The organism is Massilia sp. H6 (genome assembly GCF_024802625.1).
Taxonomy (GTDB): domain Bacteria; phylum Pseudomonadota; class Gammaproteobacteria; order Burkholderiales; family Burkholderiaceae_D; genus Telluria.
On record NZ_CP103371.1, the window covers coordinates 676,580 to 697,394 of the forward strand.

19 protein-coding genes and 1 tRNA gene are annotated in these 20,815 nt (G+C 65.7%); 15 read left to right on the forward strand and 5 right to left on the reverse strand.

The window, feature by feature from the left end; all coding sequences use genetic code 11:
* The first annotated feature begins 67 nt into the window (after positions 1-67).
* Together aroKB and NRS07_RS03005 are read left to right on the forward strand one after the other, a co-directional pair.
* Positions 68-1,690 (forward strand): bifunctional shikimate kinase/3-dehydroquinate synthase AroKB, encoded by a 1,623-nt coding sequence (aroKB, locus tag NRS07_RS03000; RefSeq protein ID WP_373889883.1) that lies wholly within the window; start codon positions 68-70, stop codon positions 1,688-1,690.
* Positions 1,687-2,829, forward strand: coding sequence for a deoxyguanosinetriphosphate triphosphohydrolase (locus NRS07_RS03005; RefSeq protein WP_373889853.1), 1,143 nt, complete (start codon positions 1,687-1,689; stop codon positions 2,827-2,829). Before aroKB ends, NRS07_RS03005 begins: the two co-directional genes overlap by 4 nt.
* On the opposite strand, the gene mutY is transcribed toward NRS07_RS03005, so the two are convergent.
* The 3 genes from mutY to mutM are packed head-to-tail and all read right to left on the reverse strand — an operon-like array spanning position 2,826 to position 6,741.
* On the reverse strand, positions 2,826-3,953 hold the full coding sequence (mutY, locus tag NRS07_RS03010) for an A/G-specific adenine glycosylase (RefSeq protein WP_259211047.1): 1,128 nt from the start codon (positions 3,951-3,953) through the stop codon (positions 2,826-2,828). The two genes, NRS07_RS03005 and mutY, sit on opposite strands and share 4 nt — an antisense overlap.
* Before the next feature lie 12 nt (positions 3,954-3,965).
* On the reverse strand, positions 3,966-5,870 hold the full coding sequence (locus NRS07_RS03015; protein ID WP_259211049.1) for a dynamin family protein: 1,905 nt from the start codon (positions 5,868-5,870) through the stop codon (positions 3,966-3,968).
* A gap of 37 nt (positions 5,871-5,907) precedes the next feature.
* Entirely contained in the window at positions 5,908-6,741 is an 834-nt protein-coding gene (gene mutM / locus NRS07_RS03020) for a bifunctional DNA-formamidopyrimidine glycosylase/DNA-(apurinic or apyrimidinic site) lyase (RefSeq protein ID WP_259211051.1), read from the reverse strand.
* Between the two features lie 110 nt (positions 6,742-6,851).
* Between mutM and NRS07_RS03025 the strand changes: the two genes are divergently transcribed.
* From NRS07_RS03025 to pth, 7 genes are all read left to right on the forward strand, one after another.
* A complete protein-coding gene (locus NRS07_RS03025; RefSeq protein WP_259211053.1) occupies positions 6,852-8,699 on the forward strand; it encodes a tetratricopeptide repeat protein in 1,848 nt (615 codons plus the stop codon).
* Positions 8,700-8,745: 46 nt separating this feature from the next.
* A complete protein-coding gene (locus NRS07_RS03030) occupies positions 8,746-9,345 on the forward strand; it encodes an outer membrane lipoprotein LolB (RefSeq protein ID WP_259211055.1) in 600 nt (199 codons plus the stop codon).
* Between the two features lie 7 nt (positions 9,346-9,352).
* The gene (gene ispE, locus NRS07_RS03035) at positions 9,353-10,252 is read left to right on the forward strand and encodes a 4-(cytidine 5'-diphospho)-2-C-methyl-D-erythritol kinase (protein WP_259211057.1); all 900 of its coding nucleotides are present in this window, start codon (positions 9,353-9,355) and stop codon (positions 10,250-10,252) included.
* Between the two features lie 80 nt (positions 10,253-10,332).
* Positions 10,333-10,409: transfer RNA gene (locus NRS07_RS03040), tRNA-Gln, on the forward strand.
* Between the two features lie 157 nt (positions 10,410-10,566).
* On the forward strand, positions 10,567-11,517 hold the full coding sequence (locus NRS07_RS03045) for a ribose-phosphate pyrophosphokinase (RefSeq protein WP_259211059.1): 951 nt from the start codon (positions 10,567-10,569) through the stop codon (positions 11,515-11,517).
* A 194-nt stretch (positions 11,518-11,711) separates the two neighbouring features.
* Positions 11,712-12,302: a 50S ribosomal protein L25/general stress protein Ctc gene (locus tag NRS07_RS03050; protein ID WP_259211061.1), complete on the forward strand. Its 591-nt coding sequence runs from the start codon at positions 11,712-11,714 to the stop codon at positions 12,300-12,302.
* Positions 12,303-12,449: 147 nt separating this feature from the next.
* Positions 12,450-13,034 (forward strand): aminoacyl-tRNA hydrolase, encoded by a 585-nt coding sequence (gene pth, locus NRS07_RS03055; protein WP_259211064.1) that lies wholly within the window; start codon positions 12,450-12,452, stop codon positions 13,032-13,034.
* Positions 13,035-13,041: 7 nt separating this feature from the next.
* On the opposite strand, the gene NRS07_RS03060 is transcribed toward pth, so the two are convergent.
* Positions 13,042-14,715: a DUF3857 and transglutaminase domain-containing protein gene (locus tag NRS07_RS03060; RefSeq protein ID WP_259211067.1), complete on the reverse strand. Its 1,674-nt coding sequence runs from the start codon at positions 14,713-14,715 to the stop codon at positions 13,042-13,044.
* A 98-nt stretch (positions 14,716-14,813) separates the two neighbouring features.
* Between NRS07_RS03060 and NRS07_RS03065 the strand changes: the two genes are divergently transcribed.
* Positions 14,814-15,911, forward strand: a complete 1,098-nt coding sequence (locus NRS07_RS03065; protein ID WP_259211069.1) for a patatin-like phospholipase family protein — start codon at positions 14,814-14,816, stop codon at positions 15,909-15,911.
* Here NRS07_RS03065 and NRS07_RS03070 read toward each other — a convergent pair.
* Entirely contained in the window at positions 15,908-16,600 is a 693-nt protein-coding gene (locus tag NRS07_RS03070) for a transglycosylase domain-containing protein (RefSeq protein ID WP_259211072.1), read from the reverse strand. The genes NRS07_RS03065 and NRS07_RS03070 overlap by 4 nt on opposite strands.
* A 168-nt stretch (positions 16,601-16,768) precedes the next feature.
* Here NRS07_RS03070 and ychF point away from each other — a divergent pair, with 168 nt between their 5' ends.
* The 5 genes from ychF to NRS07_RS03095 all read left to right on the forward strand — a co-directional run bounded on the left by ychF (position 16,769) and on the right by NRS07_RS03095 (position 20,813).
* Entirely contained in the window at positions 16,769-17,860 is a 1,092-nt protein-coding gene (gene ychF / locus NRS07_RS03075) for a redox-regulated ATPase YchF (RefSeq protein ID WP_259211076.1), read from the forward strand.
* A 56-nt stretch (positions 17,861-17,916) separates the two neighbouring features.
* Positions 17,917-18,486, forward strand: coding sequence for a metallo-beta-lactamase (bla, locus tag NRS07_RS03080; RefSeq protein WP_259211078.1), 570 nt, complete (start codon positions 17,917-17,919; stop codon positions 18,484-18,486).
* A 17-nt stretch (positions 18,487-18,503) separates the two neighbouring features.
* Entirely contained in the window at positions 18,504-18,680 is a 177-nt protein-coding gene (locus NRS07_RS03085) for a hypothetical protein (RefSeq protein ID WP_259211080.1), read from the forward strand.
* Between the two features lie 60 nt (positions 18,681-18,740).
* The gene (locus NRS07_RS03090) at positions 18,741-19,586 is read left to right on the forward strand and encodes an MOSC domain-containing protein (protein WP_259211082.1); all 846 of its coding nucleotides are present in this window, start codon (positions 18,741-18,743) and stop codon (positions 19,584-19,586) included.
* Between the two features lie 108 nt (positions 19,587-19,694).
* Positions 19,695-20,813, forward strand: coding sequence for a diguanylate cyclase (locus tag NRS07_RS03095; protein WP_259211083.1), 1,119 nt, complete (start codon positions 19,695-19,697; stop codon positions 20,811-20,813).
* Positions 20,814-20,815: the final 2 nt, after the last annotated feature.

Below are 20,815 nucleotides of genomic sequence, written 5' to 3' on the forward strand. Positions count from 1 at the left end.
CTTTTTTATTTCTGCGGACCTGGCAGTGCCTCATCCCAAGAACAACAATATCTTCCTCGTTGGCCTGATGGGGGCGGGCAAGACCACCATTGGACGCCAGCTCGCGCGCAGGCTCGGCAAGCGCTTCGTCGACTCGGACCACGAGATCGAAGCGCGTACCGGCGCCTCGGTGCCGTGGATCTTCGAAATCGAGGGCGAGCCGAGCTTTCGCCGCCGCGAAGCCGACATGATCCGCGACCTGACCGGCCAGGACAACCTGGTGCTGGCCACCGGCGGCGGCGCCGTGCTGGACCCGGCCAGCCGCGCGCTGCTGGCCGAGCGCGGCACCGTCATCTACCTGCGCGCCGCCATCGGCAGCATCTTGCAGCGCACCTCGCACGACAAGAGCCGTCCGCTGCTGCAGACCGCCGACCCGCGCGCCAAGCTCGAAGAACTGCTGGTCGCCCGCGACCCGCTCTACCGCGAGATTGCGGACCTGGTCATCGACACTGGCCGACCTAACGTACAATCGATGGTACAGACCATTTTGGACCAGCTCGCCGCGCTCGACACCGGACGCGGGCAGATACTGGCAAGCGACGCGATGAACGAACAGGCAAGCACCATCCTCAACGTCGAACTGGGCGAACGCAGCTACCCGATCGCGATCGGCCGCGACCTGCTGGGCGACGCCGCACAACTGGCTTGCCACCTGACCCGCCACATCGACAGCGGCAAGGTGGCCATCGTCACCAATAACGTCGTCGCGCCGCTATACCTGGCCACGGTGGCCGGCGCATTGCGCGCCGCGGGCCGCGAGGTGCTCGAGATCATCCTGCCCGACGGCGAAGAGCACAAGAACTGGCAGTCGCTGAACCTGGTGTTCGACGCGCTGCTGGCCAACAAATGCGACCGCAAGACGACCCTGGTAGCGCTGGGCGGCGGCGTGATCGGCGACCTGACCGGCTACGCCGCCGCCAGCTACATGCGCGGCGTGGCGTTTGTCCAGGTGCCGACCACGCTGCTGTCGCAGGTCGATTCCTCGGTGGGTGGCAAGACCGGCATCAACCACCCGCTCGGCAAGAACATGATCGGCGCTTTCTACCAGCCGCGCGCCGTGATCGCCGACACCGCCACCCTCGACACGCTCCCCGCACGCGAACTGTCCGCCGGCCTGGCCGAAGTGATCAAGCATGGCGCGATCCTGGATGCGGCCTATTTCGCCTGGATCGAGAGCAACATCGACCGGCTGGTCGCGCGCGAGCCCGCGGCGATGGCCTATGCGATCGCACGCTCGTGCGAGATCAAGGCCGAGGTGGTGCGCAAGGACGAACGCGAGGGCGGCCTGCGCGCCGTGCTCAATTTCGGCCACACCTTCGGCCACGCGATCGAATCGGGCCTGGGCTACGGTAACTGGCTGCACGGCGAAGCAGTCGGCTGCGGCATGGTGATGGCGGCCGACCTGTCGGCGCGCCTGGGCCTGGTTGACGCGGCCACCGTCGAGCGCATCCGCGCGCTGGTGGCCGCGGCCGGCCTGCCAACCAGGGCGCCCGACCTGGGCCTGGAGCGCTGGATCGAACTGATGGCGGTCGACAAGAAGAACGAGGGCGGGGAGATCAAGTTCATCCTGCTCAAGCCACTGGGCGCGCCGTCGATCACCAGCGCGCCGCCGGAACTGCTGCGGGCCACGCTGGCCGCCTGCGTAGCATGAGCGTCATGGACTTCGACGCCCGCCTGGCCCCCTACGCCGCCCATTCGTCGAAGTCGCGCGGGCGCCGGCACCTTGAGGCGCCAGCCGGTTCGCGCAGCGAATTCCAGCGCGACCGCGACCGCATCATCCACTCCACGGCCTTTCGCCGCCTTGAGTACAAGACCCAGGTCTTCCTGAACCACGAGGGCGACCTGTTCCGCACCCGCCTGACCCATAGCATCGAGGTGGCGCAGATCGGCCGCACGCTGGCGCGCAGCCTGCAACTGAACGAAGACCTGGTCGAAGCCACCGCGCTGGCGCACGATCTCGGGCACACGCCGTTCGGGCATGTCGGCCAGGACGTGCTCAACGAATGCATGAAAGACTTCGGCGGCTTCGAGCACAACCTGCAAAGCCTGCGGGTGGTCGACCAGCTCGAGGAGCATTACGGCGCCTTCGATGGCCTGAACCTCACGTTCGAGACGCGCGAGGGCATCCTCAAGCACTGCTCGCTGAACAATGCGCGCGAGCTTGGCGAACTGGGCCAGCGCTTCATCGAGCGCAGCCAGCCGAGCCTGGAGGCGCAGCTGACCAACCTGGCCGACGAGATCGCGTACAACAACCACGACATCGACGACGGCCTGCGTTCCGGCCTGTTGAGCATGGCGCAGATGGAAGAAGTCGAATTGTTCGCGCGCCACCGCCACGCGGTGGAGGCACGTTACCCGGGCCTGCCGGGCCGGCGCGCGCTGTACGAGACGATCCGCCTGATGATCACCCAGATGACGGCCGACCTGGTCGAGACCTCGGCCACCCTGATCGCGCAAGCCGCGCCGCGCCACATCGACGAGGTGCGCGCCGCGCCGCCGCTGATCCGTTTTTCAAGCCAGATGCGTGCCGAAACCACGGCGCTCAAGCGTTTTTTGTACGCGAACCTGTACCGCCATTTCCAAGTCAATCGCATGCGCGTCAAGGCCAGCCGCATCGTGCGCGAGCTGTTCGACGGGTTTCTACAAGACCCGGTGCTGCTGCCCCAGGATTACCAGGTCGAAGGCGACCCGCAGGGGCAGGCCAGAAAGATCGCAGATTATATTGCTGGCATGACGGACCGGTATGCGATCAGGGAGCATCGCCGGATTTTTTCGCTGGATCATTTCTAGAGCGTAGGGGTGGCCGGCAGGTCGTCGAACAAGCCCGGCCTGGCCAATGCTAGCAGCAACTTCTTTACCGGCGCCGGCAGCGGCGCCGCGTCGATGCGCTCCAGATCCCACCACACATGGCGTGCGCTTGCGCCGGCGCGCGCCGACAGTGTCACCTGCCACGGCGCGATGTGCAGCTTGTAGTGGGTGAACACGTGCACCAGCGGACGCAGCGCCTGGATGTCTTCCACCGCGCCGAACTGGGCGGCCGCCGCGGCGACCCCTGAAGACTGCATGGCCTGCACCTCGATTCCCAGGTGGCCGTCGGCTTCGGGCAGCGACATCAGCCCGCCCCAGATGCCGCTGCCGGGGCGCTGCTCCAGCAGCACCTGGCCGCGGTCCAGCACCACCAGCAGGGCGGCGCGTTTTTCGGGCGACGTTTTTTTGGGTTTGCGTATCGGAAGCTGCGCCGTGCGGTCGGTGGCATGGGCGACGCAACGCGCGCGCAGCGGGCAGCGCGGGCAATCGGGGCGGCTGCGGGTGCACAGCGTCGCGCCCAGGTCCATCAGGCCCTGGGTGTAGGCTTCGATGCCTTCTTCTGGCAGCAGCGCGTCCGCGCGCCGCCATAGCGCGTCTTCGACACGCTTTTCCCCCGGATACTGGTCGATGCCGAATACCCGCGCGAACACGCGCTTGACGTTGCCATCCATGATCGCGGCCCGCGCGCCGCTCGAGAACGCCGCGATGGCCGCCGCGGTCGAGCGGCCGATACCCGGCAATTCCGCCAGCAGCGCCGGGTCGCCCGGAAACACGCCGCCGTATTCCAGCACCACGCGCCGGGCGCAGGCGTGCAGGTTGCGGGCGCGGGTGTAGTAACCCAGGCCGCTCCAGTGCGCCATGACGTCGTCGAGCGGCGCCTCGGCCAGCGCCTGCACGCTCGGAAAACGCTCCAGGAAACGCGCGTAATAGCCGAGCACCGCCGCGACCTGGGTCTGCTGCAGCATGATTTCGGACAGCCAGATGCGGTAGCCGTCGGTGGTGTTCTGCCACGGCAGCGTATGGCGGCCGTGGCTGCGCTGCCAGTCGATCACGGCAGTAGAGAAAGTGGGGTCGGCCAGCTGGTCGAATTCGGTCAAGCGTTTCATGCAGGGGTGTTCCTAGGTGCGCGTCTCGAGTGTGGCGGCGACCTGTGCGGCCAGGCTGGCCAGCTGCGCGCGTTTGTCTTCCAGCGCCAGGCGGGTAGTCTTGAGGGCGGTGATTTTTTGTTCCAGGCTGTCGGTGGCCTCGAAGATGCGGCCGATCGACGCCTGGCGCCCGCGCAACTGCTCGCGGTGCTCGCGGATCGCGGTTTCCAGCGGCGCCATGATCGCCTTCAGCCAGGCTTCGGCCTCCTGGTTCGCGGCGCGGAAACTGTGGCGCACGCGCGAGGCGATCGAATCGAAGAAGCGCTCCAGCAGGGTTGCGCGGCTGGTCATGAGCAAGGTGGCGGTGCCGAACTGCTTGAGAAACAGCGCTTCGACCTGGTCGATCTCGCGCCGGTGGTGCGCCAGCGACAGCGGCATCGGGCTGGCCAGCGCCAGGCCATGCTCGGCCGCGAACTTGCGCACCATGCTGTCCATCATCGCGCCGATCTCGGCCACCTTGGCATCGGACGCGTCGAGGTTGGCGCGCGCGCTGTCGAAGAAGGCGCGCACCGGCTGGCGCATGCCGGTCGCGAAGCGCGCCGCCTGCATGTCGGCGCGCACCGCTTCGGTCTGCGCCTGCACGGTGTCCATGCCGAGTGTCGAATACAGCTCGGTCGACAGGCGCGCGAACACCGCACGGGTACCCTGCAGCTTGAACAGGCTGGCGTCGAATTCCTTCTTTTCAAACTCGACGCGGCGCATCATGTGGGCGATCACGCCCTGGTTCTTGCCACGCAGGCTCTTGAGCTCCTGCAGCTGATCGGCCAGGTCGCGCAAGCGCGTGCCGGCCAGCGCCGCGTGGCCGGCGGCCAGCTGGTCGAGCTCCAGGTGTAGCTGGCTGCCGATGATCTGCTTGCGCGCCGGGATCAGGTCGTGAAACAGCGCCGCTTCGAGCGTGCCCAGGCGGCTCTTCTCGAACAAGGCCAGGTCGCCGTTGATCTTGCCGACCAGCGCCTTTTGCGCCGACACCGGAAACACGCGCGCGCTGTCCAGTCCCAGTGCGCGCGCTACGCCTAGCTGCTGGCGCGCGATCTCGGCGTCGTTCTGCTCGGGCGTGCGCAGCTCGTCCCACATGGCATCGATCTTGTTGAGCACCGCCAGCCGGCCTGGCCCGGCGCCGATATGGGTGCGCCAGACATCGATATCGCTCTTGGTCACGCCGGTTTCGGCGGCCAGCACGAACAGCACCGCATGCGCATTCGGGATCAGGTTGAGGGTCAGTTCCGGCTCGGTGCCGATTGCGTTCAGGCCCGGCGTGTCGAGAATCACCAGCCCCTGCTTGAGCAGCGGGTGGGGCAGGTTGATGATGGCGTGGCGCCATTGCGGGATTTCTACCGTGCCATCGGCCCCCAGGCTGGCGGCCGTATCGGGATCGCTCGGGTCATACAGGCCATAGCGCTCGGCCTCGTGCGCCGGCACGCGCCGGGTTCGGCTCACCTGCTGGAAGGCGTCGATCATGCCGTCCGGCGCATCGAGTTGCAGTGGCAGGATGGTCCAGGCGTCGGGGTCTTCGCGCAGGTCGCTGGTCGCCAGGCGCGCGGCGCGGGTCTCGATCGGCAGCAAGCGGATACAGGGCGGCAGCGCCGCGTCGTAGAGCAGCTCGGTCGGGCACATCGTGGTGCGTCCGGCGCTCGAGGGCAGGATGCGCTGGCCGTAGTCGGCAAAGAAGATGGCGTTGATCAGCTCGGTTTTGCCGCGCGAGAACTCGGCCACGAAAGCCACCGACAGGCGGTCGTCGCGCAGCCGCGCCAGCGCCCGCGCCAGCTGCTGCTCGCCAGCGCCGTCGATCAGCGCGGCAGCGCGCAGCGCCGCGCCGTACGCTTCGAGCGCGGCGGTAACGGCGGCGCGCCAGGCGCCAAACTGTTGAAGATCCTGCATGGTTGTTTGCCTGTTAGGGGCCGCCCTGAGAAACGCCTCAGCGCTGGCACTGTATGCAGTAGAAAGTAGAACGCTGGCCCTGCTTGATCTGGCGGATCGGTGCGCCACAGTTGCGGCAGGGCACTCCAGCTCGATCATAGACGAAATATGACTGCTGGAAATACCCGGATTGCCCGTTTACGGCAATAAAGTCTTTCAGGGTACTGCCGCCCTGGACGATGGCGGCGGCCAGGATCTCCTTGATCGCCTGGGCCAGCCGCTCGTAGCGGGCGCGGCTGATGCGGGCGGCGGGCGTCTTCGGGTTGATGCGGGCCTGGAACAGGCTTTCGCACGCATAGATATTGCCGACACCGACCACGATATCGCCGGCCAGCAGCACCTGCTTGATCGGTGCGCTGCGCTTGCGCGTCTGCAGGTAGAGCAACGCGCCCGAAAAGCCCTCGCCCAGCGGCTCCACGCCCAGCCCGCGCAGCAGCAGATGGTTGCCCAGTTCGCCTTCTTGCTGGTCGTGCCAGAGCACCGCGCCGAAGCGGCGCGGATCGTGCAGGCGCAGCACCTGCTGGCCGTCTGCGCCGTCGACGACCAGGTCGAAGTGGTCGTGCTTGCGCGGCTCGACTCCAGGCGGCAGCACGCGCAGGTGGCCGGACATGCCGAGGTGGATGATCAGGGCACCGTGCCCGAAATGGATCAGCAGGTATTTGCCGCGGCGGTCGGTATGGGTGATGCGCTGCCCGACCAGCAAGCCGGACAGGCCTGGCGGGAAAGGCCAGCGCAGCCCTTCGCGGCGCATGACCACGGCCTGGACGACCCGGCCTTCGATATGGGGCGCGACTCCGCGCCGGGTGACTTCGACTTCTGGCAGTTCAGGCATGGACAGGCGGGTAAGAATTCTTGAAAAGCGGGTTGGCACCGACAGCGCCGCAGTGCACGCGGGCACGCTTGAGCGTAGAATCAGACAACCTCCAAGAACCCGGACTTGCCTTGAAAAACGCTTTCGTCATTGTAACTCTCTCCAGCATCCTGGCGGCGGGCGCGCTCGCGCCCGATCGGCCGGCACTCGCCGCTGGCGCCGGTGTTCTGTCCGGACAGGACCAGGACCAGGACCAGGACCAGGACCAGGACCAGGACCAGGACCAGAACGACAGGGCGGCGACGGCCTCGCCCGAAGAACTCGACGCGCTACGGGCCGAGGTCGAGGCGCGCCTGCCCAAGGTCGAACTGACCAGCAGCATGCTGAACCAGTTGCTCAGGGCCGAGTTCGGATTTCGCAATGGCGACTGGCAGGGGCCCTACCTCACCATGCTGTCGCTGGCCCAGCAAACGCGCGACCCGCGGCTGGCACGCCGTGCGGCCGAGATCGCGGTGACGGCCCGCCAGTCCGACGACACGCTCGCTGCCGTGCGCCTGTGGCGCGAACTCGATCCGGCCTCTGACGAGGCCACCCAGTATTTCGTTGGCATCCTGGTCACGTCGGACAACATCGCCGAAGTCGAGCCGATCTTTGTCGAGCGCCTGAAGGCGGCGTCTGCCAAGGGCAGGGGCATGCTGATGTTCCAGATCCAGCAGCTGCTGGGACGCGCCAAGGACAAGGCCGCCGCAGCCGCCATGCTCGACCGCATCGTCGCCCCGTATCAAGGCACGCTGGAAGCACACATCGTGCGCGCCCAGGCGGCGCTGGCGCGCGCCGACAAGCCGGCGGCCGTGCGCGAGGCGCAGGCGGCGCTGGCGGCCCAGCCCGATTCCGAGATCGCCATGCTGATGATGGCCCAGGTGCTGGACGACGACGCCAAGGCGGCGCCGATGCTGGCCGCCTTCCTCGACAAGCATCCGAACGCGCGCGAAGTGCGCGCCGCCCATGCCCGAATCCTGGTCAACCAGAAGCAGTACCAGCAGGCGCGCGCGCAGTTCGAGACCCTGCTTGCGACGCGGCCGGACGACGCCGGCAACCTGTACGCGCTGGGCGTGCTGGCCAGCCAGATGAACGACCCCAAGGCCGCCGAGAGCTATTTCACGCGTTTCGTCGAGATCCTCGGCCGCAATCCGAATGACGAGCGCGACCCGAGCCGGGCACTGCTGATGCTGTCGCAACTGGCCGAAGAGCGCGGCGACCTCGCCGCCGCCAGGCAATGGCTCGAGAAGGTCCCGGCCGGCACCGAGCCGCAACTGCTGTTCAATGCCCAGGTGCGCCGCGCAGGCTTGCTCGCCAAGGGCGGCGACCTGGCCGGTGCCCGCCGGCTGCTGGCCAGCATCAAGCCCGCCGAGCCGGCGCTGCAGGCCCAAGTAGAGGTGGTGCAGGCGCAGCTGCTGCGCGATGCCGGCCAGCTGCCCGAAGCCTATGCGCTGATGGAAGCGGCGGCCCGGCGCTTCCCGAAGAACCCCGACCTGCTGTACGACTTTGCGCTGCTGGCCGAGAAGACCGGCCGGGTCGAGGTCATGGAAAAGGTGCTGCGCGAGGTAATGGTGCTGGCGCCAGAGAACCACCATGCCTATAACGCCCTTGGCTATTCGCTGGCCGAGCGTAATATCCGCCTGCAGGAAGCCCTGGCGCTGATTGCAAAGGCGCTCGAGATGGCGCCGGGCGACCCGTTCATCATGGACAGCATGGGCTGGGTGTATTACCGCCTGGGCCAGCTGGACGACGCCGAAATCCACCTGCGCCGGGCCTATGCGCTGCGGCGCGACCCGGAAATTGCCGTGCACCTGGGCGAAGTGCTGTTCCAGAAGGGCAAGCAGGCCGACGCCCAGCAACTATGGCGCGAAGCGCGCGCCAAGGATCCGCACAACGACACGCTGCGCAGCACGCTGGCGCGGCTGCGGCAGAGCTTGTGAAATAATCGCTGCCTGCCCACGACGATCCAACACTGATTTTTTGCCAATGCCAATTACCCGACGCCTGAACCTGCTCGTCCTTGCCGCCGCCATCCTGGCCGGCTGCGCCACTCCCAGCACCAACCGCGCCACCGTCGGCGCCTACCGCGATAGCATCGAGCTCAACGGCCGACTGGCAGTGAATTACCAGAAAGACGGCAAGACCGAATCGCTGAACGGCAATTTCAACTGGGCGCAGCGCGCAGACCACGTCGACGTCGAGCTGGTGTCGCCGCTGGGGCAGACGGTAGCCACCATTGCCGTCGCGCCCGGCATGGCGACGCTGACCCAGGCCGGCCGGGCGCCGCTTAGCGCGCCCAGTATCGATGGGTTGACGCAGCAGGCGCTGGGTTGGCCGTTGCCGGTCTCGGGCCTGCGCGACTGGCTGCAGGGTTATGCCGTCGATGCTCAGGGCCAGCGCTTTGGCGCCTCGCCGGCAAACAACACCGTGGTGACCAGGGATGGCTGGCGCCTGCGCTTCGTCGACTGGCACGACGCCGCGGCGGCGCAGCCGGTGCCGCGCATCATCCACGCCGAACGCGCCGCAGCGGGCGACATCCAGGACCTGTCGATACGCATCGTCGTGAACGCCGCAGGGCAGGGCTGAGACCGCCATGCGCTCGCTGCACCATTGCCCGGCTCCAGCCAAGCTCAACCTGTTCCTGCACGTCACCGGCCGCCGCGCCGATGGCTACCACCTGCTGCAGAGCGTGTTCCAGCTGATCGACCGCGCCGACACCCTGCATTTCGACCTGCGCACCGACCAGCAGATCGTGCGCACTACCGAGGTCCCCGGCGTGCCGGCCGAGCAGGACCTGATCGTGCGCGCCTTGCGCCTGCTGCAGGCGCAGTATGCGCAGCGCCACGGCCGGCTGCCGCCGGGCCTGGACGTGGCGGTGGAGAAAATCCTGCCGATGGGCGGCGGCCTGGGCGGTGGGTCGTCCGATGCCGCTACCGCACTGATGGCGGCCAACCACCTGTGGCAGGCTGGCTTGACCCAGCAAGAGTTGATGACGCTTGGCCTGCCGCTGGGCGCCGACATTCCGTTCTTTTTGTTCGGCCAGACCGCGTTCGCCGAAGGGGTGGGCGAAAGCCTGCTGCCGGTGCCCGGGCCGGACTGCTGGTATGTCGTCATCGAGCCAGGTGTCGCCGTGCCTACCCCAGCAATATTTTCAGCGCCGGATTTGACGCGGGATTCGGAGCCGGTTACAATAGCGGACTTTTCCAGCAGCCTTGTTGTTTCAGGCAAGCAAAATGGCTTTGGAAAGAATGATTTGCAGGACGTGGCTGAGCGCCTGTTCCCGCCGGTAGCAGAGGCGGTGGCATGGTTGGGCAGGCACGGCGATGCCAGGATGACTGGGTCGGGAGCATGCGTGTTTTGCGCTTTTTCGGGCGAACGCGAAGCCGAGCAGGTGTTGGCCTTGGTGCCCGCGGGAGCTTCAACTCCGTGGCGTGCATGGAAGGCACATGCGCTGGCAAGCCACCCGATGAAATTACTCTTGCAGAAACAGTGAGTTGTAGAATAAAATTTTGCCTGTCGAGACGTTAAGCGGTAAAATACGCAGAATGTAACGGCAAGCAAGTGCAGTCGTGTAGGGGAATCGCCAAGCTGGTTAAGGCACCGGATTTTGATTCCGGCATACCAAGGTTCGAATCCTTGTTCCCCTGCCAAAGTTTTCCCGGCTGTCGATGCGAATGCATCCGGCGGGCAAAAACAGCGGTGCAGTGCTCCGCAAGCATCGGCATCGTAGCGTCGTCAAACATCAGCCGGTTCAGCCGGCTGATTGTTTTTCAAGTGTCAACTCTTCTATCTCTTGGGACTTCCTCCATGGCTTACGAAAACCTGATGGTTTTTACCGGCAACGCTAATCCGGCGCTAGCAGAGGGGGTCGCTAAAAACCTCGGCATTCCACTCGGCAAAGCAGTCGTCTCGAAATTCTCGGATGGCGAAGTCATGGTCGAGATCAACGAGAATGTGCGCGGTAAAGACGTCTTCGTGCTGCAATCGACCTGTGCGCCGACCAACGACAACCTGATGGAAATCATCCTGATGGTTGACGCGCTCAAGCGCGCATCGGCTGGCCGCATCACCGCCGCGATCCCTTATTTCGGTTACGCCCGCCAGGACCGCCGCCCACGTTCGGCGCGCGTCGCGATCTCGGCCAAGGTGGTGGCCAACATGCTGGAAGAAGCCGGTGTCGAGCGCGTCCTGATCATGGACCTGCACGCGGACCAGATCCAGGGCTTCTTCGATATCCCGGTCGACAATATTTATGCGTCGCCGATCCTGCTGGGCGATTTGCAAAAGCGTAACTACGACGACCTGCTGGTGGTCTCGCCCGACGTTGGCGGCGTGGTGCGCGCACGCGCCCTGGCCAAGCGTCTCGGCTGCGACCTGGCGATCATCGACAAGCGCCGTCCGAAGGCGAACGTATCAGAAGTCATGAACATCATCGGCGAAGTCGAAGGCCGCAACTGCGTCATCATGGATGACATGGTCGACACCGCCGGCACGCTGTGCAAGGCTGCAGAAGTGCTCAAGGAGCGCGGCGCCAAGAAAGTCGTTGCTTATTGCACCCACCCTGTGTTGTCGGGTCCGGCAATCGACCGTATCAACAATTCGCCGCTCGACGAGCTGGTTGTCACCGACACCATCCCGCTGAGCGCAGCTGGCGCGGCCTGCACCAAGATCCGCCAGCTCACCAGCGCACCACTGCTGGCCGAGACGTTCAAGCGCATCGTCAAGGGCGATTCGGTGATTTCCCTGTTCGCCGAATAAGCCATATCGCATGCTGTGTTGGCGGCGCGCCAGGCTGGAAAGCCGGCGCGCCGTTGACGTCTTCATAGAATCTTGAGCGCGCAGTTGGCGCTCTTTCATGACTGCCCCTGGTCGCGGGGGTGGTCACCACAATTGGGATACCGGGCCGGCGCACCTGTGTCGGCATTCGGGCCCATTTATATTTGGAGTTTCACATGAAAGTTGTTGCAACCAACCGCACCCTGCAGGGCACCGGAGCGAGCCGCCGCCTGCGCAAGGCTGGACAAACCCCAGGCATCATCTACGGTGGCACCGCTGCCCCAGTGCTGATCACCCTGGACGGCAATGCCCTCTGGCACGCGCTCAAGAAAGAAGCATTCCACGGTTCCGTGCTCGACCTCGAAATCGAAGGCGAAACCCAGCAAGTCCTGCTGCGCGACTTCCAGATGCACGCATTCAAGCAACTGGTCCTGCACGCTGACTTCCAGCGCGTCGACGCATCGCAGAAGATCCACACCAAGGTGCCACTGCACTTCATCAACGCCGAGACCTCGCCAGCCGTCAAGCTGAGCTCGGCAGTGATCTCGCACGTGCTCAATGAGCTGGACGTGTCCTGCCTGCCAGGCAAGCTGCCTGAGTTCATCGAAGTCGACCTGGCCAAGCTCGAAGCCGGCCAGTCGATCCACACCGACGACCTGACCCTGCCAGAAGGCGTGACCGCGCTGACCCACGGCCAGAACCTGACCGTCGTGACGTCGTCGATCCCACGTGGCGCTGTTGCCGCTGACGCTGCTGCTGCTGAGTAATTTCTTCTTTCGCAGCGCGCAAGCGCTGTGACGGAAACAAAAACCCGCCGAGGCTTTGCCCGGCGGGTTTTTTGTTGGCGCCTTGCTGGCGCATGACAGCGGCCATTTTGCGCGATAATCCTGTTTTTCCAAGAATCAAGACGACGCATGTCCATCCGCCTCATCGTCGGCCTCGGCAACCCGGGCCCGGAATACGAACAAACCCGCCACAATGCCGGCTTCTGGCTGGTGGACAACCTGGCCAATTCGCTGCCGGGCTGCCGCCTGCAGCGTGAAACGCGCTTTAACGCCTTGGTGGCGAAAACCCGGATCGCCGGCAACGAGGTGTGGTTGCTCGAACCGCTGACCTACATGAACCGCTCCGGCCAGTCGGTGGGCACGCTGGCGCGCTTCTACAAGATCAATCCCGACGAAATCCTGGTGGTGCACGACGAGCTCGACATGCTGCCGGGCGTGGCCAAGCTGAAAAAGGGCGGATCGTCGGGCGGCCACAACGGGCTGAAGGACATCACGGCCAGCCTCGGCACCCAGGATTACTGGCGCCTGCGCATCGGCATCGGTCATCCGCGCAGCCTGAACCTGCAGCAGGGCGTCGCCGACTTCGTGCTGAACCGCCCGCGCCGCGAAGAGCAGGTGCTGATCGAAGAGTCGATCGACAAGAGCCTGCGCATCATTGCGCTGGTCTGCGAAGGCAAGATGGACGTAGCGACCATGCAGCTGCACAGCGCCTGATGCTGGTTTAGCGTCCCTGCACCTGCACCAGCACCTGTCCTTCCAGGTCGCGCATCATGCGCACCAGCGCCGGCCGCATGACGCGGTAGTCTTGCGGCGTGCAGGTTGCCGCCGTATGCCGGAACTGCAGGCGCCGCTTGACCACCACGGTCGCGCCGCGCCGCGCATATTGCGAGCGGTAGAAGAACCTGCCGTCGTCCACCACCAGCGCTTGCGGTAGCGCGAGCACGCGCGTATTGGCCGGCAAGCGGTAACGCAGCTCGTGCTGGGCGTCGATCGCCGGGCAGACAAAGTCCAGCTGCCGCCGCGGCTCCTGTCCCAGCTTGAATACCGCATCGATCAAACCATCCCGGGCATGAAAAGCCGTCGCCAGCGCGACCGGGCCGGGCAACTGGGCGAAACCCTCGATGACACCGTGCTGGTCGGCATCCCCACTGGAGCGCGTCACCTGGAAACGGCGGCTGCCGTCGGGTGCCAGATCGACGCGCGTGAGCGTGCGGCTGCGGGCCGGCTGGAATACCGGTGTCATCGCAAATGCGCCGCTGTCGGCCAGCACCACCGGTTTGCCCAGCAGGGCGGGTGGCAACAAGCCGCCGGCGACGCCTGCCGCGCCCGGGTCGAGATATAGCTGCAGCTGCGGCACATACACGATCACGTGATCGAGCACGCCCAGCGTCGGCACCAAAGGCAGGCGGTAGGCAGTGCCGCTGTTGACCAAGGCGGCGCTGGCCGGCATGCCGGCCGCAGCCAGCAGGGCTTGCAGCAGCGCCGCCTGATCCTTGCAGTCGCCATAGCGGTTGGCCAGCACGGCAGGGGCGGAATGCGGCACCACGCCGCCGCGACCGAGGTAGACCGCGACGTAGCGGATGTTGCGCCTGACCCAGTCCGAGAGCGCGATCGCGCGCGCATGCGGGTCGAGAATGCCCTGGACAATGTCGGCGGCAAGCTGCTCGATGGCCGCATCGGGCTGCGCCGCCGCCTTGGCGCGGGCCGAATAGGCCAGGGCCAGCGCGGCGTAATCGGCAAAGGTGGTGACGGCCAGGCGATTGCCGTAGTCGAGATGGCTCACCGAACCGTGCTCGACGCGTTTGTTGCCGCCGTCTACATAACGCCAGCTGGTGCGGCGCCGGCCCGGACGGCTGTCGCCGGGCTCCTGTTCGAAGCCGACCGCATCGGCATGGAGCGCCATCGACGCCGGCAGGTCGTAGCTCAGCCGCATGTCGCGGGCAGGGACGCGGTGCGCCGCCGTGAAGTGCTCGAACTGCCCGGGAAACAGCGGCGTATGGCGGCGCAGCCGGTAACGCAAGTGCAGCGTATCGCCCACCGCGACAGCGGGGAAGATCACCACTTTCACGCGCGTGTCCTGGAACATCGGCGCTTGCTGCGACGCGGCTTCTTGCTGCTCGCGGATCTGGTAAGAAGCCACCGGCACGCGGCGGCCGTCGGCCTTGGCGGTCCAGGCCTCGATGGCCAGCACATCGTCGAGCGAGGCATTGAAGCCGACGAACTGCTCGGCATGCAGCCCGATGGCGGCAGCACTGCCGATGTGCTGGACCAGCTCGGCTTCGAGCAGGTAGGAGCCATCTGCCTCGACCGTAAAATGCTGGTGGAAGCGCTCGCCGGCAACGGGCGTGCTGGTAGCGAACAACAACAAGAAAACCAGGATCAAGCGAAACGGCATGGCAGGCTCCGGGGGGGCGCGACCGACCCATGGTACGCAGCACCCCCGTCGTACCCTTGCGTGAGCACAAGCCTGCTCTTCCTGCGATAATTTTGACGATGAAGGCACTTACTTTCCATGCCGGGCCGCTGGCCCTGGCCCAGATCGGCGCGCACGGACTGCGCGCGCAAGATGTCGCCATCGTCCCGGCTGCCGCGGGCGGGCCGAAGGGGCTGATCTTCCAGGCGCTCGACGCGTGGATGTTCGGCCAATGGCTGCCCTCGGCCCCGCGCGAGCGCGACCTGATCGGCGCCTCGATCGGCGCCTGGCGCATGGCCGCCGCCTGCCAGCGCGACCCGGCCAAGGCCTTTGCGCGCCTGGGCGAGCTGTACGCCGGCCAGCGCTACGCCAGCAAGAAGCCATCCCAGGGCGACATCCATGCAGTCGTGCAGGGCCTGCTGGGCGAATTCGTGCGCGGCCACGAAGACGACATCGTCAACCACCCGCACCACCGCCTGCACCTGCTGGCCGTGCGCGGCAAGGGCCGGCTGGCCGCGCCAGGCCACGCCGGCGCCGAACTGCGCGGGTTCGCCGCGGCGGCCCTGCACAATGCCGGCTCGCGCGACTGGCTCGGACGCCTGCTCGAACGCGTGGTAATCGGCGATGGGCGTTCGCAGGCGCCCTGGCTGCGCGAGCGCTTCGACGCTTTCACTACCCATTTTTCTTCGCTCACACGCGACAACCTGGCCACCGGCTTGCTGGCGTCGGGCACGCTGCCACTCCTGATGAAGCCGGTCACCGATATCGCGCAAGCGCCGCCCGGCAGCTACTGGGACGGCGGCATCATCGACTACCACCTGGCCTTGCCCTATGCGCGCGCCGCCGGGCAGGCCAAGGGCGACCTGGTGCTCTACCCGCACTTTACCCAGCACATCGTGCCGGGCTGGCTCGACAAGGGCTTTCCATGGCGCCGCGCCGCACGTGGCGCCAACCGCGGCTGGCTCGATAACGTGCTGATCGTCGCGCCGTCCGACGACTTCCTGCGCACCCTGCCACGCGGCAAACTGCCAGACCGCGCCGATTTCAAGTTTCACGGACTCGACCATGACGCGCGCATCCGCCACTGGCAGCGCGCGATGAGTGAGGGGCAGCGGCTGCGGGACGAGTTGGCCGAGTTCGTGGCCAGGCCCGACCTGGCGCGGATTCGGCCGCTCTAGCGCGGGGCCGTGGTGTCGCAGGCGTCGAAATCGGTATCGAACCACCCATCAGGCTTGCACGCGCCCGACAGCAGGGCCTCGATGCGCCGCGACCGCTGCGCCAGCGCCGCGGGATCGCGCACCGGGTGGAACTGGTTCGGGGCCTTGATCATTGCGACCAGGGTGACGAATTCGTGTTCGGTGGCGGCCTCGAGCGGCTTGCCAAGGTGAGCCTGCGCCGCCTGGGGAAGTCCCCGCAGCTGCCGGCCCTGGTGGGTGCCCATATAGACGCTGGCCGTGTAGCGCGCCAGCAGTTCGTGCTTGGTCAGCCGGGCATCGATCACCAGCGCCATGACATCGCGCCCCAGGTCGATGCGTTTGCAGCAGGCAAATACGCGTTGATACATCGACTGCAGGGCGCCCCGCACGCCGTCGAGCTGTCCGCGCTGCAAGAATACGTCGCGCGCGACGGCCGAGGAAATCGTCGCCAGCCCCTGGCCGGTGCCGATACTCAGGCCATAGTGTCCGAAGAAGCCGGGGGCCTCGACCCGCAGCAGGATGGCGCTCTGGCGCTGCGACAGGGGCGCCAACTGCGGCACCGGCACCGAGGCGAGGGCGGCGTCGAATGACACCCATGCCCAGAGCGCGGCCATCGCCAGGTAGGCGAGGATGAGAGTAGGGGCAAGCAAGAGGATGCGGGAGCGTTTCATGAGACAGGATGGCAGGAGTCATCGAAGCGGCCCCATTCTACCCATTGCCTGGCCGGCGTCCCGGCACGCCGCTTTTTTCGGCAACCTGCTCCTTCCGCGGTTACAATGTGGGGTTTTGGAGCCGGGCTTTCATTCCGCTCCGCGTCCACCGAATCAGAAAGAATTCCCATGAGTCTCCAATGCGGCATCGTCGGCCTGCCTAACGTCGGCAAGTCCACCCTGTTCAACGCCCTGACCAAGGCCGGCATCCCGGCCGAGAACTACCCGTTCTGCACGATCGAGCCGAACGTCGGCGTGGTCGAGGTGCCGGATCCGCGCATGCAGGCGCTGGCCGATATCGTCAAGCCGGAGCGCATGGTGCCTGCCATCGTCGAATTCGTGGACATCGCCGGCCTGGTGGCGGGCGCGTCGAAAGGCGAGGGCCTGGGCAATCAGTTCCTGTCGCACATCCGCGAAACCGACGCCATCGTCAACGTGGTGCGTTGCTTCGAAGATGACAACGTGATCCACGTCTCCGGCAAGGTCAACCCGATCGACGACATCGAGGTCATCCAGACCGAGCTGGCGCTGGCCGACCTGACCGCCGTCGAAAAGGCGATCCACCGCGAGAACAAGAAGGCCCGTTCGGGCGACAAGGACGCGGCCAAGCTGGTCGCGATGTGCGAGCGCATCCTGCCGCACCTGAACGAAGGCCAGCCAGTGCGCACCATGGGCCTGGACGCCGACGAGATGGCCCTGATCCGTGACCTGCACCTGATCACCGCCAAGCCGGCCATGTACGTGGCCAATGTCTCCGACACCGGCTTTACCAACAACCCGCTGCTGGACCAGCTGACCGAATTTGCGAAGAAGCAGAACGCGCCGATCGTGGCAATTTCCGCCGCCATCGAAGCCGAAATCGCCGAGATGGAAGATGCGGACAAGAAAGACTTCCTGTCCGACATGGGCATGGACGAGCCGGGCCTGGATCGCCTGATCCGCGCCGCCTACAAGCTGCTCGGCCTGCAGACCTATTTCACCGCCGGCGTCAAGGAAGTGCGCGCCTGGACCGTGAAGGTCGGCGCCACCGCACCACAAGCCGCGGGCGTGATCCACACCGACTTCGAGCGCGGCTTTATTCGAGCCCAGACCATTGCCTATGACGACTACATCGCCCTGAAGGGCGAAGCCGGCGCCAAGGAAGCGGGCAAGATGCGCGCCGAGGGCAAGGAGTACGTGGTCAAGGATGGGGATGTGCTGAACTTCCTGTTCAACGTCTGATCGACGTTGCAATCGAGGGCCCTGCGGGGCCCTTTTTTTGTCTGGAGCATTGTCGAATGATGAACAACACGATGACACTGGCTGCCCTCGCACTGATAGGTGCTGCGGCGTCCAACGCTGCTATGGCGCAGGATGCCATCACCTGCACCTCCTGCGACGAATGGAACCAGCCCACTACCCCCTTCAACATCCACGGCAACACCTACTACGTCGGCACCGCCGGACTGTCCGCCGTGCTGGTCACTGGCCCGCAAGGCCACGTCCTGTTAGATGGCGCGTTGCCGCAATCGGCGCCGCTAATTCAGAAGAACATCGAAGCGCTCGGTTTCAAGATGACGGACGTTAAGCTCATCCTGAATTCGCACGCCCACTTCGACCACGCCGGCGGCCTGGCCGCCTTGCAGCGTGCCAGCGGCGCGACCATCGCCCACAGTCCGCATGGCGCCCAGGTGCTGCGCGACGGCACGCCGGGCACGGACGATCCGCAGTACGATCCGAACGAGCGCTTTACCATTGCGAAAGTCGCGCAGGTAAAAGAAGTCGAGGATGGCGCCACCCTGGCGGTCGGCCCGCTGCGCTTTACGGTCCACTATACGCCCGGCCACACGTCCGGCGGCACCACCTGAGCCTGAAGTGCGATATCGTGATCGCCGCCCATCCTGCCGCCACCGACGCCTTCGGCAAGGCTGCCGCCAGGACCGCGCAATCGAACCCCTTCATCGATCCGGATGGCTGCCGCAAGCTCGCAGCTGGCGCGACGCGCAACCTTAACGCCCGCTTGCAGCGCGAACGCGACGAAAAGGCGAAAGCGGCCCGCTGACCGTGCCTTTGGCGGCATTGCCTGCCATACTGTCGGCCTTTATCCGCAAGGTTTGACAGCATGGCTACCGTGACCGAACTCGTTATTTACCCGATCAAGTCCTGCGCCGGCATCGAGGTAGAAGAGGCGCAATGCGGCATCGATGGTTTGTTCGCGCAGGGCGTGCACGACCGCGAATGGATGCTGGTCACGCGCGAAGGGCTGTTCCTGACCCAGCGCGAGTTCCCGCGCATGGCGCTGGTGACGCCCCGCATCGCCGGCGACGCGCTCGATCTCGATGCACCTGGCATGCCGCTGCTGCGCCTGCCGCTGGCGCACGATGCGGGCGCACCGACGATCACGGTGCAAATCTGGGACGACCACATCGCCGCCGCCGATTGCGGCGACGCCGCCGCCGCCTGGTTCGCTGCTGTTCTCGGCACGGATTGCCGGCTAGTGCGCTTTCGCCCGGACACGCAGCGTGCGACCAGCACCAAATGGACCGGCGGCGCCCCGGCGGCAACCCGCTTCGCCGACGCTTACCCGATCCTGCTGATTGGCCAGGCGTCGCTCGACGACCTGAACGCGAAGCTGGTCAACGCCGGCCGCGCGTCTTTGCCCATGAACCGCTTTCGCCCGAACCTGGTGGTCGATGGCCTCGACGCCTTTGAAGAAGATTTCCTGGCCTCGCTGGACGCGGGCGGATTGATGCTGCGGCCGGTGAAACCCTGTGCGCGCTGCCCGATCCCGGCGATCGACCAGGCCACGGGCAGCATCGGCCCCGACCCGCTCGACATCTTGCAGTCCTACCGCGCCAACCCGCGCATGGATGGCGCGGTCTGCATGGGCATGAATTGCATCGTCGCCCAGGGCGCGGGGCGGCGCCTGCGCGTCGGCCAGGAGCTGGAAACCACGCTGAGGTTTTGACCGGGCGTAAAAATTTTGTGTCGCAAAATCGCCCATCTTCGGGCGGTTTTCGTTTTCAAGGCCGGTCAGATGGCGTAATGTTACGGGTATTGCTGAAAGGAATTTTCGATGCACGAGCCAGATACGCTAACGCGAGAACTGATGTTGGAGAACGAGACCCTGCGTTCCCGCATGACGTACCTGCTCGAGCAAGCCGAACGCAACCATTCGATCATGACGCGTCACCAGGCTTTCGACCTGCAGATCGTTGGCGCCGGGTCGTTCCAGGAACTGGTGACGACGATTTTCCGCACGCTGCCGGTCATCTCCGAACTCGATACGGTAACGCTGTCGCTGGTCGATCCCGACGCCGACATCTATACCGTCATGCACAAGCTGGGCGTCGACTATGAGCAGCTGCCCGACCTGAGTTTCTGCGAGCATGCCAGCGAACTCGGTTTCGACCATGTCGAGGGATGTCCGCCGCGCCCGCTGCTCGGGCCTTATGCGCCGTCGCAGCACTGCGCGATGTTTCCGCACCCGCCAGCCGGGCTGCAGACCGTGGCGCTGGTGCCGCTGCTGCGCAATGCACGCCTGATCGGCAGCCTGAACCTGGGCAGCGCCGATGCGGGCCGCTTCACGCCGGCGCTGGGCACCGATTTTCTCGAGCACATGGGGTCGATCATCGCGATCTGCCTCGAGAACGTCATCAGTAACGAAATGCTCAAGTTCATCGGGCTGACCGATGCGCTCACCGGGGTCTACAACCGGCGCTACATCGACCGCCGCCTGGTGGAAGAGATCGCGCGCGCGCGCCGCCAGAGTTACCGCATCTCGTGCATGTACATCGATATCGATCACTTCAAGAAAGTGAACGACTCGGTCGGGCATGGCGGCGGCGACGACGTGCTGCGCGAGGTGGCGGCGCGCATCAAGGCCGAGCTGCGCATTTCGGATGCGCTCGGGCGCTTCGGCGGCGAAGAGTTCGTGGTGCTGCTGATCGATGCGAACCTGGACAGCGCCAGCGTGGTGGCGCAGCGGATTCGCGCCAGCGTTGCCGCCACGCCGATGCAACTGTCGAGCGGCGAGCATGTAACGGTAACGGTGTCGATCGGCGTGGCCACGCTCGATGATTTCGAGCGCGACCACGCCATCGAGGGCGTGGCGCAAGAACTGGTGGCACAGGCCGATACAGCCTTGTATCGCGCCAAAGCCGATGGGCGCAACAGAGTCGTCACGATCTCCTAGGC

Bases quoted from the DNA above. Each gene is read 5' to 3' on its own strand.
- NRS07_RS03030 (WP_259211055.1), top strand. From the start codon at position 8,746: ATGCCAATTACCCGACGCCTGAACCTGCTCGTCCTTGCCGCCGCCATC.
- ispE (WP_259211057.1), top strand. From the start codon at position 9,353: ATGCGCTCGCTGCACCATTGCCCGGCTCCAGCCAAGCTCAACCTGTTC.
- NRS07_RS03015 (WP_259211049.1), bottom strand. From the start codon at position 5,870: ATGCAGGATCTTCAACAGTTTGGCGCCTGGCGCGCCGCCGTTACCGCC.
- mutY (WP_259211047.1), bottom strand. From the start codon at position 3,953: ATGAAACGCTTGACCGAATTCGACCAGCTGGCCGACCCCACTTTCTCT.
- aroKB (WP_373889883.1), top strand. From the start codon at position 68: ATGGGGGCGGGCAAGACCACCATTGGACGCCAGCTCGCGCGCAGGCTC.
- ychF (WP_259211076.1), top strand. From the start codon at position 16,769: ATGAGTCTCCAATGCGGCATCGTCGGCCTGCCTAACGTCGGCAAGTCC.
- bla (WP_259211078.1), top strand. From the start codon at position 17,917: ATGATGAACAACACGATGACACTGGCTGCCCTCGCACTGATAGGTGCT.
- NRS07_RS03090 (WP_259211082.1), top strand. From the start codon at position 18,741: ATGGCTACCGTGACCGAACTCGTTATTTACCCGATCAAGTCCTGCGCC.
- NRS07_RS03050 (WP_259211061.1), top strand. From the start codon at position 11,712: ATGAAAGTTGTTGCAACCAACCGCACCCTGCAGGGCACCGGAGCGAGC.
- mutM (WP_259211051.1), bottom strand. From the start codon at position 6,741: ATGCCTGAACTGCCAGAAGTCGAAGTCACCCGGCGCGGAGTCGCGCCC.
- NRS07_RS03065 (WP_259211069.1), top strand. From the start codon at position 14,814: ATGAAGGCACTTACTTTCCATGCCGGGCCGCTGGCCCTGGCCCAGATC.
- NRS07_RS03005 (WP_373889853.1), top strand. From the start codon at position 1,687: ATGAGCGTCATGGACTTCGACGCCCGCCTGGCCCCCTACGCCGCCCAT.
- NRS07_RS03095 (WP_259211083.1), top strand. From the start codon at position 19,695: ATGCACGAGCCAGATACGCTAACGCGAGAACTGATGTTGGAGAACGAG.
- pth (WP_259211064.1), top strand. From the start codon at position 12,450: ATGTCCATCCGCCTCATCGTCGGCCTCGGCAACCCGGGCCCGGAATAC.
- NRS07_RS03070 (WP_259211072.1), bottom strand. From the start codon at position 16,600: ATGAAACGCTCCCGCATCCTCTTGCTTGCCCCTACTCTCATCCTCGCC.
- NRS07_RS03060 (WP_259211067.1), bottom strand. From the start codon at position 14,715: ATGCCGTTTCGCTTGATCCTGGTTTTCTTGTTGTTGTTCGCTACCAGC.
- NRS07_RS03045 (WP_259211059.1), top strand. From the start codon at position 10,567: ATGGCTTACGAAAACCTGATGGTTTTTACCGGCAACGCTAATCCGGCG.